Source organism: Streptococcus oralis subsp. oralis (assembly GCF_000960035.1).
GTDB classification, from domain to species: Bacteria; Bacillota; Bacilli; order Lactobacillales; family Streptococcaceae; genus Streptococcus; species Streptococcus oralis_G.
Genome location: NZ_JYGR01000003.1, coordinates 35,995 through 49,032, shown reverse-complemented (window position 1 = coordinate 49,032; position 13,038 = coordinate 35,995). Strand labels below are relative to the sequence as shown.

The 13,038-nt window shown below is 43.8% G+C and carries 16 protein-coding genes; 2 read left to right on the top strand and 14 right to left on the bottom strand.

All coding sequences use genetic code 11. The annotated features are described in order from the left end of the window. Positions 1 to 21: 21 nt before the first annotated feature. The 7 genes from TZ92_RS09510 to TZ92_RS02030 all read right to left on the bottom strand — a co-directional run bounded on the left by TZ92_RS09510 (position 22) and on the right by TZ92_RS02030 (position 4,991). Complete coding sequence (locus tag TZ92_RS09510; protein WP_071788240.1) at positions 22 to 252, bottom strand: DUF1146 family protein; 231 nt, start codon at positions 250 to 252, stop codon at positions 22 to 24. Between the two features lie 55 nt (positions 253 to 307). Then, the gene (locus tag TZ92_RS02055; RefSeq protein WP_033629305.1) at positions 308 to 1,345 is read right to left on the bottom strand and encodes a SepM family pheromone-processing serine protease; all 1,038 of its coding nucleotides are present in this window, start codon (positions 1,343 to 1,345) and stop codon (positions 308 to 310) included. Continuing rightward, positions 1,329 to 1,817, bottom strand: a complete 489-nt coding sequence (gene coaD, locus TZ92_RS02050) for a pantetheine-phosphate adenylyltransferase (protein ID WP_033629304.1) — start codon at positions 1,815 to 1,817, stop codon at positions 1,329 to 1,331. Before coaD ends, TZ92_RS02055 begins: the two co-directional genes overlap by 17 nt. Then, positions 1,807 to 2,346: a 16S rRNA (guanine(966)-N(2))-methyltransferase RsmD gene (gene rsmD / locus TZ92_RS02045; protein ID WP_033629303.1), complete on the bottom strand. Its 540-nt coding sequence runs from the start codon at positions 2,344 to 2,346 to the stop codon at positions 1,807 to 1,809. The genes coaD and rsmD overlap by 11 nt, the downstream gene beginning before the upstream one ends. A 64-nt stretch (positions 2,347 to 2,410) precedes the next feature. After that, the gene (gene asnA, locus TZ92_RS02040; RefSeq protein WP_000747998.1) at positions 2,411 to 3,403 is read right to left on the bottom strand and encodes an aspartate--ammonia ligase; all 993 of its coding nucleotides are present in this window, start codon (positions 3,401 to 3,403) and stop codon (positions 2,411 to 2,413) included. Between the two features lie 109 nt (positions 3,404 to 3,512). After that, positions 3,513 to 4,196 carry a Bax inhibitor-1/YccA family protein gene (locus tag TZ92_RS02035; protein ID WP_033629302.1) on the bottom strand — a complete coding sequence of 228 codons (684 nt, stop codon included), beginning with the start codon at positions 4,194 to 4,196 and terminating at the stop codon, positions 3,513 to 3,515. Between the two features lie 54 nt (positions 4,197 to 4,250). Then, positions 4,251 to 4,991 (bottom strand): TrmH family RNA methyltransferase, encoded by a 741-nt coding sequence (locus TZ92_RS02030; protein WP_045594513.1) that lies wholly within the window; start codon positions 4,989 to 4,991, stop codon positions 4,251 to 4,253. A gap of 33 nt (positions 4,992 to 5,024) precedes the next feature. On the opposite strand from TZ92_RS02030, the gene TZ92_RS02025 reads away from it, so the two are divergent. Both TZ92_RS02025 and yidC read left to right on the top strand, forming a co-directional pair. Next, complete coding sequence (locus tag TZ92_RS02025; RefSeq protein WP_001174609.1) at positions 5,025 to 5,303, top strand: acylphosphatase; 279 nt, start codon at positions 5,025 to 5,027, stop codon at positions 5,301 to 5,303. A 77-nt stretch (positions 5,304 to 5,380) separates the two neighbouring features. Further along, positions 5,381 to 6,316, top strand: a complete 936-nt coding sequence (yidC, locus tag TZ92_RS02020) for a membrane protein insertase YidC (RefSeq protein ID WP_033629379.1) — start codon at positions 5,381 to 5,383, stop codon at positions 6,314 to 6,316. A 72-nt stretch (positions 6,317 to 6,388) separates the two neighbouring features. Here yidC and pflA read toward each other — a convergent pair whose 3' ends face one another. The 7 genes from pflA to rpe form a co-directional block, all read right to left on the bottom strand. Beyond that, complete coding sequence (gene pflA / locus TZ92_RS02015) at positions 6,389 to 7,183, bottom strand: pyruvate formate-lyase-activating protein (protein ID WP_033629301.1); 795 nt, start codon at positions 7,181 to 7,183, stop codon at positions 6,389 to 6,391. 121 nt (positions 7,184 to 7,304) lie between these two features. Beyond that, complete coding sequence (locus TZ92_RS02010) at positions 7,305 to 8,561, bottom strand: diaminopimelate decarboxylase (RefSeq protein WP_033629300.1); 1,257 nt, start codon at positions 8,559 to 8,561, stop codon at positions 7,305 to 7,307. 66 nt (positions 8,562 to 8,627) lie between these two features. Beyond that, positions 8,628 to 9,455: a pur operon repressor gene (gene purR, locus TZ92_RS02005; RefSeq protein ID WP_002874197.1), complete on the bottom strand. Its 828-nt coding sequence runs from the start codon at positions 9,453 to 9,455 to the stop codon at positions 8,628 to 8,630. Between the two features lie 104 nt (positions 9,456 to 9,559). Continuing rightward, the gene (locus tag TZ92_RS02000) at positions 9,560 to 10,501 is read right to left on the bottom strand and encodes a 3'-5' exoribonuclease YhaM family protein (RefSeq protein ID WP_033629299.1); all 942 of its coding nucleotides are present in this window, start codon (positions 10,499 to 10,501) and stop codon (positions 9,560 to 9,562) included. Beyond that, entirely contained in the window at positions 10,491 to 11,747 is a 1,257-nt protein-coding gene (locus TZ92_RS01995) for a DNA recombination protein RmuC (protein WP_033629298.1), read from the bottom strand. Before TZ92_RS01995 ends, TZ92_RS02000 begins: the two co-directional genes overlap by 11 nt. Before the next feature lies 1 nt (position 11,748). Continuing rightward, a complete protein-coding gene (locus TZ92_RS01990; protein WP_033629297.1) occupies positions 11,749 to 12,411 on the bottom strand; it encodes a thiamine diphosphokinase in 663 nt (220 codons plus the stop codon). Beyond that, positions 12,374 to 13,030 carry a ribulose-phosphate 3-epimerase gene (gene rpe / locus TZ92_RS01985; protein WP_033629296.1) on the bottom strand — a complete coding sequence of 219 codons (657 nt, stop codon included), beginning with the start codon at positions 13,028 to 13,030 and terminating at the stop codon, positions 12,374 to 12,376. The genes TZ92_RS01990 and rpe overlap by 38 nt, the downstream gene beginning before the upstream one ends. Positions 13,031 to 13,038 lie beyond the last annotated feature (8 nt).

The window sequence follows — 13,038 nt, the reverse complement described above, 5'->3', positions numbered from 1 at the left end:
TTGTTTCCTTTACTTTTGATTTTATAATAGTCCTCTAAGTGCTTCTTGCCACAGTTGGTACAAACCGATAAAGAATGAACTCAAGATGTAGCCCATCACAATACTAAAGAAACCTACCAACAAACGAACTTTTTTTGTGTTAGTAGCGGTCACTTTTAAAACCTTTTCCCATCTCACAAGATCCTTCAAAAGGTAAAAACTCAAATAAATAAAGAGTATATGACTACTTAGAGTGAATAATAATTGAACCATTTGACTATTATACCATCTTATCCGCTTGCGCGCTAGTTTTCAATTTTTCTACGAATTAGGGATTGTTTTTAAGGTAATCAATCGCATCCTGCAAGGTCTTAACGGGAACGATTTTCATCTCTGTTTTGATCGTTTTAGCAGCTTCTAGGGCTGTTTCATAGTTGCTTTTCGCATTGGGATCTGCTTTTTTTGCTTCCTCAGTGACTGGATTGTCAGGAGCAAAAAAGATGTTAGCTCCCTGACGAGAGGCTGCAACCACTTTTTTGTCAATTCCACCGATGTCTCCAACATTTCCATCGCGATCAATGGTTCCCGTTCCCGCAACGACGCGGCCATTACGAAGTCCTGGATCTGCTATCTGGGTGTAAATAGCTAGACTAAACATAAGACCAGCACTTGGTCCCCCGATACCAGCTGTGGAGAAGCGAATTGGAACGTCACTGGTCACTTCTGTACGGTCAATCAAGCCAATCCCAATCCCGTTTTTTCCGTTTTCGAGAGTGATAATTTTACCTTCTGCAGACTTGACTTTTCCGTCTTCTTCATAGGTTACCTTGACCGTGTCCCCTAATTGTTGAGAGTTGACATAGTCGACCAAGTCTTTTGAACTATCAAATGTTTTGTCATTAACAGCCGTCACGGTATCTGCGATGTTCAGAATGTCCTTAAAAGTTGAATTGTCCGTCACCGTCAAGACATAAACTCCCAGATACTTGAGTTCGATATCCTTTCCAGCCGTCTTCAAACCTTGATACTTGGCCATATTTTGAGAAGTTTGCATGTAGAATTGATTGATCCGCATAAATTCTGCATCAGTAGAGCCACCCGTAGTCTCCTTGGCACTTCTAATATCTGTGAAAGGTGTTAACCAAGCATAGACAAGATGCGACAGGGTTGCGTGTCGAATGCCGACTGTTACAAACTGGTAAGCTCCTGCTTCTGTGTCTTCTGTTTCATTGACTTTCAAAACGCGACGAATATCTTCCGCTCCACCTGGAACTTCTATGTAGTAAGGTAAAGGTACTACAAAGGCTAAAAAAGTCAATACTAGTGCTAGGATGACATATAAGGGCCATCTAGTTTTTTTCTTCATGTTCTAATTCCTCCACAACACTGTTTGGGACATATTGCTGAATCTCCTGACCAAACTTCAGAAGTTCTCTCACGGCCGAAGAGCTAATATAAAGATTCTCTGGGCGACTATATAGGTAAATGGTTTCGATTTCTGAAGCCAGTTGATGATTGTAGTAGTCAAAACTAGCCTCATATTGCAAGTCTATAGCATTTCGCAAGCCACGGACAAGAGTTTTGGCTCCCAGTCTCCTTGCAACTTCGACTACCAATTCATCATGAGAAGCCAGCACCTTTACATTACCTAAATGTGCTACGGCTTTTTCAACTGCTCGTTTGCGATTTTCAACGGGGAGAAAGCCTTGTTTGTGGGGATTGTAGAACACCCCGACATAAAGCTTATCAAAGAGTTTGCTGGCGCGTTCAATGATATCCAGATGTCCATTTGTCATCGGATCAAATGATCCTGTAAATAATCCAATTTTATCTGACATAAACTGTCACCTTACTAATCCCATATATTTTTTCCTTCCAGATGCCTAAGCAGGCGATTTCTTCTGGGAGTTCTACAGACTTATCGGTTTCGCAGACAACCATGACCTCTTGGGAGAAAAGGTTTCTTTCTGCCATTTTTTCGATATCTGCAACGATTTGTTCCTTGGCATAGGGAGGGTCTAAAAAGACCAGATCAAATGTCCCTCCGACTTGCTCTAGAGCACGATCAGCTTCCATTTTTACGAGCTGAAATTTAGAAACTTCCTTGGTCATTTGGATATTTTCAGCGATGATAGCTTGCGCCTTTCGATCCCGTTCCACTAAGACAGCATAGGACATCCCACGCGAGACTGCCTCAATGGATAAACCACCACTGCCAGCATAGAGATCCAAGACACGACCACCCTCAAAATAGGGACCTATCATGTTAAAGATAGCTCCACGCACCTTATCCGATGTCGGCCTCGTCGTCTTGCCTTCTAGCGTCTTGAGGGGTCGCCCCCCGTAGATTCCTGATACGATTTTCATACCGTTTATTATACCAAATTATAGGCAAAAAGAGAAAGAAAACCGAACCTTGCGGTTCGATTCTCTACAAAATATTTTCGTACGTATCGCGAACTTCTTGAGGCCAAACACTGGTCTGGACCTCTCCGATGTGTTTCTTACGAAGAAGGAACATGGCCATCCGAGACTGTCCAATCCCCCCACCGATTGTCAATGGAAAAAGACCGTTGAGCAGTGCCTTATGCCATTCCAACTCCAGACGATCTTCGTCTCCTGTAAGAGCCACTTGGCGACGAAGGGTATCTTCATCTACCCGAATCCCCATTGAGGAAAGCTCAAAGGCACAGCCAAGAGATTCGTTCCAAACTAGAATATCCCCATTTAACCCTTTGTAGCCATTTTCAGACTCTGTTGTCCAGTCATCGTAGTCAGGTGCACGGCCATCATGAGGCTTGCCATCAGGCAACTCGCCACCGATACCAATCAAGAAGACTGCACCAAACTCTTTACAGATCGCATTTTCACGCTCTTTCGGTGTTAGATCTGGATAGCGTTCCACCAACTCTTCTGTATGGATAAAGGTGATTTGTTTTGGCAAGATGGATTCGATATCGTAGCGTGCTTCTACGGCTAGCTCTGTCAGACGGATAGCCTTGTAAATCTTCTCAACGGTTTCTTTGAGATAGGCGATATTGCGTTGACCATTTGGGATAACCTTCTCCCAGTCCCACTGGTCCACATAAACTGAGTGGGTCGCATCAAGCGAATCTTCGTCCGGACGAAGGGCTTTCATGTGAACAAACAGACCTTCACCTTCACCGAAACCAAAACGAGCCAAGGTATGGCGTTTCCATTTGGCAAGTGAGTGAACGACTTCATAGGTTTCATCTGGAATCTGCAAGACCTTGACGGATACTGGATTTTCGACACCTGACAGGTTGTCCTGCATCCCATCCCCGACCTTGCTCAAAATAGGACCTTGAACTTCAACAACTTCTAACTTATCTTTCAAATACTGGGTAAAAGTGTTCTTCACAAAGGAAATTTCTTCTTGTTGATGAATAAAACTTTTCTTCATAAACAGCTCCTCAAAAATTAGTTAAAAGCATTATACACCTATTTCCAAGAAAAGAAAAGAGTAAATAAGAAAAAGTCAGTGCTCTTTTGAACACTGACTCTGTCATTCATTAATCGTTTCGACCAAAGATTCGTAAGATGCTAAGGAAGAGGTTGATAAAGTCTAGATAGATGCTGAGCGCCATTGAGATGACCCATCCTGTCGCTACTTGCCCTCGTGACTGCTCATAAACATAGCGAATCTTTTGGTTGTCCCAAGCAATCAAACCTGAGAAAACCAAGACCATGGCAATACTAATCATGTAGTCAAAGAAGCTATTGGCTAAAAATAGATTCACAACCATAGCAATGATGAGACCAACAAGCGCCGCCATCAAAGCTCGGCCCATTCCACTCAAATCTTTCTTAGTGAAAATTCCGATTGCCGCCATGATAAAGAAGAGAAGGGCACTGGATACAAAGGCTGATAAGACGGTCCCAGGTGTATAGAAGGCTACGACAAAGCTGAGCGTAAAGCCATTTAAAACAGAATAAACTAAAAATACTGGGAGAGCTGCTGGGCTATTTTTGGCAGCCATACTACTTGCAACAAAGACCAGAGCAAGTTCTGCAAAAGTTGCAATCATCAACCAGAGACGGCCATGCATTAAAAAGTAGACCAATTGGGACTGAAAGACTGTCAACATCAAAGCTGACACGAGAGCCGATAGACCTATTCCAAGTCCCACAAAGGCGTAAACCTTAGCGTAAAATTGATTGAGACCTGAACGTTCTTGAATAATCGTTTGATTCATTCTGATTCTCCTTTTTCTATAAATATGTCTTGATTATAACAAAGATTTTATAAATTAGCTGAAATAAAACATCAAAATGCCTGCTGCAACTGCCACGTTGAGACTTTCCGCTCGACCTTTCATGCCTATATGAATCAGCTGGTCAGCACTCTCAGCCATGATATGACTAATCCCCTGTCCTTCATTTCCCATAACTAAAGCAAAGTTTTCTAAGGGAGAAAGCTCACGATAATCCTTTGAATCTCTCGATAAGGTCGTTGCCAGAATAGGCAAATTGCTCTTCTTTGCCTCCTCTACAAAGGTGGCAAGAGGCATACGATAGATAGGCAAGTGAAAATGACTTCCTTGCATGGAACGCAGGGTCTTGAGACTGTAGATATCTGCTGACTTGTCTGAAACAATAACCCCTGTAAAACCTGCAGCATCCGCCGTTCGAATCATGGTACCCACATTGCCAGGATCTTGGACATCTTCTAAAAATAGAAACTTACCCTGATGGAGATCAGGCAGTCCCACTTCCTCTTTTTGAATCACTGCAATAATCCCTTGAGGAGTTTGCGTATCTGCCAAATCCCGCAAAATCTCCTCTGAAACCCAGATAGTTTGAGGAAAAGCAGCTAGCTGATCTCGGTAACTTTCTAGGGCAAAGACCTTTTCAATCGTCACTCCTGCTTGAACAGCTTCTTCAAACAAGTGCCAGCCCTCAATCAAATAAGCAGACTTTCGATATTTTTTTTGATGTAATTTCTTGGCATTTTTTACCACAGAATTGGCTTTTGAGGTTATAATAGTCATAGAAATATTATAACACAATCAAAGGGGTTTGGTATGCAAAAGGTTAGAATGATTGCCCAAGGCAGGGTGCAGGGTGTTGGTTTTCGCTGGGGTGTTGTTACTTTAGCTCTTGAAATCGGTGGCATCACTGGTCGTGTCTGGAATAACGACGATGGCACAGTGGAAATTCTTGCTCAGGCAGACTCCTCTGCCACTATGGCAAAATTTATCCAAGAAATCCGAAAAGGTCCTACACCTTTTTCAAAAGTTACCTATCTAGATGTACAAATGAGCAACTTTTCATCCTATTCGGACTTCAAAGTCGCAAATTAGGTCTCTAGAACTATTGTATATTTTACAAAAAAACAGTAGAATAGAAAGGTATAATTTTTAAAGAAGGAATGAAAACATTGAAATCTATTAAACGTTTTGCCCTCTCTGCTATGGGAGTGGCTATGCTACTCGTCTTGACAGGCTGTGTCCAAGTAGACAAAGCAACAGGTAAGCCAATTGGTCCCGTTTGGGATTTCTTGGGTGCTCCGATGGGAGAAGCTATCAAGTACTTCGCTACTGATAAAGGTCTAGGCTTTGGTGTGGCTATCATTATCGTAACCATAATCGTGCGCTTGATTATCTTGCCACTTGGTATCTACCAATCATGGAAGGCAACACTTCACTCTGAAAAGATGAATGCTCTCAAACACGTCCTTGAACCACATCAAACACGCCTTAAAGAGGCAACAACTCAGGAAGAAAAACTTGAGGCTCAACAAGCTCTTTTTGCTGCTCAGAAAGAACACGGTATTAGCATGTTAGGTGGTGTAGGATGCTTCCCTATCCTCATTCAAATGCCATTCTTCTCTGCTATATACTTTGCAGCCCAGCACACTGAAGGGGTAGCTAGCTCTACCTTCTTGGGTATCGATCTTGGTTCACCAAGTATGATCCTCGTAGCCTTTGCTGGTGTCCTCTACTACCTCCAATCACTCCTCTCGCTTCATGGCGTAGAAGATGAGATGCAAAGAGAACAGCTCAAGAAAATGATCTACATGAGCCCACTCATGATTGTGGTCTTCTCCCTCTTCTCACCAGCCAGTGTGACGCTTTACTGGGTTGTCGGTGGTTTCATGATGATTCTCCAACAGTTCATCGTTAACTATGTTGTTCGTCCAAAACTTCGCAAAAAAGTTCGTGAAGAATTTGCCAAAAACCCACCAAAAGCAAGTTCGTTTTCAACTGGAGGCGGAGGCGGACGCAAAGATGTCACTCCAAACCAAGCAACTGCGATCATGACCAATAAGAAACATAAAAAACGCAATGCTGGAAAACAACATTCTAGAAAATAAGAAAAAAGCTTAGCTGAAAGGCTAGGCTTTTTATGCATCACAAAAGCCCGATGTCTCCATCAGGCTTCTTTTTTATCCATGAACACGTTTCATGTAGTCTTGGTAACTTTCTGTATCCATCAATTCCTTGGCATTCTTGACACGGTCTGCTGTTGGAGGTTTGACCCCTTCAAGCGAATAAGGAATTCCAAGTTCACGCCACTTGAACTCACCCATCGTGTGATAAGGCAAGATTTCAAACTTGTCAACATTTTTGAGGGTTTTGACGAATTTACCAAGTTCGATCAAGTCGTCATCTCTGTCTGTCAATCCCGGAACCAGCACATGGCGAATCCAAACAGGCTTCCCGATATCTGATAGGTACTGGGCACAGGCCAAGATGTTTTTATTGGTTTGACTTGTGACAATCTTATGCTGTTCTTCGTTGATTTCCTTGATATCCAAGAGAACCAAGTCTGTCACCGCCATGAGTTTATTAAACTTTTCGAGATAACGTGGTTTATTACGGAACGGAAGGGCACAGGTATCCAAGGTACAGTGGATTCCTTTTTCCTTGGCTTTGGTAAAGAGGGCAATTAGGAAATCAATCTGTAAGAGGGCTTCTCCACCACTAACAGTGATTCCTCCCTTGTCTCCCCAGAATCCACGGTAGCGAAGGGCTTCTGACAAAACATCGTCTACTGTCCGTTCGCGTGATTTATTGGTCTCCATCGCCCATGTATCGGGGTTATGACAGTACTGGCAACGCATGTGACAGCCCTGCAAAAAGACAATAAACCGAATCCCAGGGCCATCTACCGCCCCAAAACTCTCTGTCGAATGCACCATTCCTGTCACTTGTCCATAGTCAATTGTTTCTTCAGACATATCGTCACCTTCCTTGAAACCGTTTTATAGTTTTATTATATCACGAGTAAGGTGAAAAACAAGGTTTTTTTGTCTATTTTTTAGAAAGCAATCTGTTTTTCACTTTCATTTTCAATTTCTTTTACTGATCCGATTCAAAATCAAAACCATACAAGGTTGCAAAATAGTCCTCAGGGCACTCTGCACGGCGGATTTGGCGGGCTTTTCCTTCTTCGGTATAGAGAATTTCTGCCGAGCGTAGTTTGGCATTGTACTGGTAACCCATGGAGAATCCATGTGCACCTGTATCATGAATCACCAGTAAATCACCGATTTCTGTATGAGGTAGTTCGCGGTTCACTGCAAATTTATCATTGTTTTCACAGAGTGAACCGACCACGTCTACCACCTCAACAGGTTCATCTGGATGGGTCAGATTGGTGATATGGTGGTAGGCTCCATACATGGCTGGGCGCATGAGGTTGACTGCTGATGCATCCACGCCCAGATAGGTACGATAGGTTTTTTTCTTATGAGTGACTCTTGTGACCAAAGCTCCGTGAGGGGCCAACATAAAGCGACCCAATTCGGTGAAAATCTTAACCTGACCAAGTCCTGCAGGTGTAAGAACTTCTTCATAAACCTTACGCACTCCCTCACCAATCACAGCAATGTCATTTGGCTCCTGCTCAGGACGATAATTGACTCCGATTCCGCCGGAAAGATTGATAAAGTCTAGTGAAATGCCCAACTTTTCCTTGATTTCAACGGCTAATTCAAAAAGCTGACGCGCCAACTCTGGGTAGTAGAGATGGGTCACGGTATTGGATGCTAGGAAAGAGTGAACCCCAAAAGTCTTGGCTCCTTTTTCCTTCAAACTCGCAAAGGCTTCAAAAAGCTGGTCCTTGGTCATCCCAAACTTGGCTTCTCCAGGATTGTCCATGATGTCTGTTCCTAGCTCAAAAACTCCTCCAGGATTGTAACGACAAGAGATGATTTCTGGAATACCTGCTGCTCGCTCCAGATGTTCAATATCTTCAAAGGCATCCAAGTTAATGGTCGCACCTAATTCACGCGCATAGGCATATTCCTTGTCAGGCGTGTTGTTAGAAGAGAACATGATTTCAGAACCCGGAAAATCCAGTTTATGGCTCATCAAGAGCTCTACATAACTAGAACAGTCCACACCGCAACCTTCCTCTTGGAGGATTTTCAAGATGGCTGGGGTTGGAGTAGCCTTAACTGCAAAATATTCTTTGAATCCCTTATTCCAAGCAAAGGCCTGGTTGACTGCTCGCGCTTTCTCGCGAATCCCCTTCTCATCATACAAGTGAAAAGGAGTCGGGAACTCTGCAACAATTGTTTCTAAATCTTCACGGCTGATAAATGGTGTTTTCATAAGCATCCTTCTATTCTGTTTGCAAAGAAAGGCTGGGACAATCGTTCCAACCTTTAGTTCTATCTCTTATTTGTCTTCGTCAAAGATATTTCCAATCTCAACATCGATGGATTGGTTCTTAACATCAATATTGGTTACTTTCAAGAGTGACTTGTAATCAAACTGCTTTTCACGTTCTTCTTGGGCATTGTCTGCAAAGACTGCGACACCAGCTAGTTCAGAGTCAAACTCACGCAAGAGACTAATCATCCCGTTGACCGTTCCGCCACCTTTCAAGAAGTCATCCACAATCAAGACACGACTTCCTGCCTTGAGACTGCGTTTTGAAAGGAACATTTTCTCAATACGGTCACCGCTGGAACCTGAAACATAGTTGACGCTGACCGTTGAACCTTCGGTAATTTTCAAGTCACGGCGCACAATGACAAATGGAACATTGAGGACATTGGCAACTGCATTTGCAAGTGGCACACCTTTTGTTGCTACTGTCATAACGGCATCGATTTTTTGGTCCATAAAGCTCTTGGCAATGATGCGCCCAATATTTTTCAAAATGGCAGGTGTACTGAGCAAATCAGACAGGTAGATATAACCACCTGGCAAGATACGGTCGCTTTCTGAAAGTTTGTCACGCAAGTCTGCGATCATTTCTTTGGCTTCATGACTCGAGATTGATGGTGTAAAGATAACGCCACCACCTGCTCCAGTCACAGTCTGAATATGACCGATTTCGATTTCCTCAAAGGCACGCTTGATAATCACGATGTCCTCTGAAATCGATGATTTAGCAGATTCGTACTTTTCTGCAAAGGTGTTGAGACTGGTTAGTTTGTATGGATTATTAATCAAATAGTTGGAAATGACAACCATCCGATCACTTCTTCTTAATTTCATTTTTATTTACCATTCCATTTAATTTTGATATTTTATCCATTATACCACATTCACATAAAAAAACGAACATTATTGCGTAAAAAATGCTCGTTTTTCTTAAATTATTAATCTAAATCTGGTTTATAGAAGGAACGATTGTCCATAGCGAAGATTTTGTTGGTCATTTCTCCTTTATCCACCAAAGCAAGAGCTGTTGACATCATCATCATGCTGGCATCTAGATTGTCAATCATATGAATAATCTCTGCCTCCATAATGCGTGGACGGACTGGACTACCATACTCCAGCAAGCCATGGTGACTAAGGATGACATGGCGCAGTAGCACCACTTCTTCTCTAGTATCATCGATGCCCAGTTCCATAACTGTCTTGGTAATTTCGCTATCGATGAGGGCGATATGACCGATGAGATTGCCTCGCACTGTGTACTCCGTCTGATCAGGACCGCTGAGTTCTAGAACCTTGGCCAAGTCGTGCAACATAATCCCGGCATAGAGGAGGTTCTTATTGAGCTGAGGATAGATATCGCTAATGGCATCTGCCAAGCGCACCATGGTTGCTGTATGATAGGCCAAACCCGTTTCAAAAGCATGGTGGTTGGTCTTGGCAGCTGGATAGGAGTAGAATTCCTTATCATACTTGGTGTAGAGACTACGAACGATACGCTGCCAGACAGGATTTTCAATCTTGAAAATCATTTGCGACATGTAGTCACGAATCTCCTTGACATCGACTGGTGACTTGACCTTGAAGTCAGCTGGATCATTGGGTTCCCCAGGCTGAGGCAAGCGAAGCGTGATTTGATTGACTTGAGGAGTGTTGTTATAAACTTCTCGACGTCCCTGCATGTGGACTACTTTCCCTGCGGTAAAGGCCTCGACGTTATGAGGTTGGGCATCCCAGAGTTTCCCTTCAATCTCGCCACTATCGTCTTGGAAGGTAAAGGCTAGGTAGTTTTTCCCAGCACGCGTCTGTCTTAGGTCAGCTGACTTAATCAGGTAAAAACCTTCAAACAGCTCATCTTTTTTCATGTGACTAATCTTCATATTCTTCCTCATCTTCTTGGAAATGGAGTAGATCAAGCGCAGGCTCACCTTCTGATAACTCAATGTGACGGAGCGTCCGCTCGATAGCTGTAGTACGACGGTTTAATAATTCATCAATATTGCCAGAGGCATGTTGGAGATGCTTTTGCGCCTTGACCAGAATGCCTCCGAACTTGCCAAACTCGGTCTTGACACTAGCTAGGGTCTTGCTGATATGGTCGGCACTCTTTTGGATATTGAGAGTTTTGAAGCCAACTGATAGGGAATTAAGCAGGGCTGATAGGGTACTTGGACCCGCGACAATAATCTGCTCCTCCCGTCTCAAATCATCAAAGAAGACCGGATTGCGAACAATCTCTGAGTAAAGTCCTTCTGTCGGAACAAACAAAACCCCAAAATTAGTCGTCCGAGGCGGCGCTATGTACTTGCTCTTGATATCCTTGGCGAAACGCTTAACACTTGCTAGGAGAGATTTACGACAACGTTCAATCTCGTCCTTGTCACCTGCTTCATAGGCTTCTTCTAGGCGGTAATAATCTGCCAGTGGAAACTTGGAGTCAATCGGTAAGTAGACATATTCCTGGTCGCCTTGGCCAGGTAACTTGATGGCGTACTCTACTCGCTCGCTGGAGTTTTCAACCGTTGCAAATTCTCGTTCGTACTGGGCAGGAGTCATGATGTCTTCGATGATTTGCCCCAGTTGCAACTCTCCCAGAATCCCTCGCGTCTTGGTCCCAGAGAGAACCTTGTTGAGGGCACCAACATCGCGGGCAACTGTCTGCATCTCTCCAAGACCACGATTGACAGACTCCAGTTGTTTGGAAACTGTCTCGAAGGAAGCCTGCAAGCGCGTCTGCAAGGTCTTTTCTAACTTTTCCTCGACAGTTTGACGTATTTGTTCCAAACGTTGCTCATTGGACTCCTGCAGGGCTTGGAGACGTTGGTCGGTCTTATCTCTGGTTTGAAGGAGATTCTCGTTCATCTCCTGTCTAACTTGAGTCAGACCTTGGTGCAACTCCATTCGCACTTCTTGCAAACGGTCGCTGACGGCCACTTCCAAGTCTTTTTGATCTAGCTGACTGGCTTGCCTAGCTTGTTCAAAGCGATAATCCAGTTGGTCTGAAAGATTGTCTGCCTGATCCTCCAAGCTCTTGGCTAGGTACTTGTCTTGCTTATCCTGCCTTTGCCAAATCAGAAAGAGTCCAGCTAGGTTAGCAATTAATAATAGTAGTAATACAGTCTCCATCCTACCTCCTGTCCTTACTATGCAGCACGACGACATAGCCATCTGGGCAAGTTACCGAAACTTCCCTATCTATATATTCGTTAGAAGCGTACACTTTTTTAAAGAAAAAATTTTCCTCTGTCAATTCGTACTTGGCTCCGATAATGGTCAGCTGGCTATCCCGAACTGGCATAAAGGCTAGATAATCGTAGTCTAAACGGGGCTCTAGCTGACTGGTCCCTTCCGGACAATAGGCAATCACATTTTGCCCATCCTCAATCGCTATCTGGCGCATATAGGGTGCCAACTTGGGATTGCTAGGCAGAAAGACATTGGCCAGCATGTGGTCGATCCGACCACCAAGAGCACCGAAAATAGTCACCTGAGCCTGGGGATTTTGCTCAAAGATGGTTAAAAGAGCCAATTCCAGATCCGTATCATCCTTTTCTGGCTGGGCTTGAACAAAATGTTGGGCACGTTTTTGAATCAACTGACGTTCGTCTGCAGTCACCGAATCAAAATCCCCAACTGCTATAGTGAGAGGCAGGTCTTCTTCCAAGACCCAGAGCGAACCACGATCCACACCAACAAAGCTATCAAAATTCGTCCGATAATGACCGCGATCTCCGCCGGCAAAAACAGCCACCCTAGTCCAGCTGTTTTCTGAGAGTTTGCACTCGTTCATTGACATCTCCCTTAAAGACATAGGATCCTGCTACAAAAACGGTTGCTCCAGCTTCTTTAGCTTGAGCAATGGTCTGGTCATCAATCCCACCATCAACTTCAATCTCAAAGCTCAAACCTTTTTCCTGACGAAGGGCAACCAACTCACGAATCTTATCCATGGTTTCAGGCAGAAAAGCTTGTCCGCCAAATCCAGGGTTAACTGTCATGACTAATACTTGGTCAACTAAGTGTAGCACATGCTTAATCGCCTCAACAGGTGTACCAGGGTTAATGACGACCGAAGGTTTGACACCAAGAGAACGAATTTTTTGAAGAGCTCCATGGATATGAGGTGTTGCTTCGACATGGATGCTGATGATATCTGCCCCTGCACGCGCAAAATCTTCTAGATGATGCTCAGGATTAGCTACCATCAAGTGGCAGTCAAAGACCATCTTACTATGTGGACGAAGAGCTTCGACCACACCTGCACCAAAACTGATTTGCGGTACAAAGTGACCATCCATGATATCGATATGGGCATATTCTGCACCAGTTGCTTCTAGGCGTTTGATTTCACGTTCAAAGTTGGCATAATCTGCTGCCAGAATTGACGGAGCAATCTTGTATTGAGACATAGGTTTCT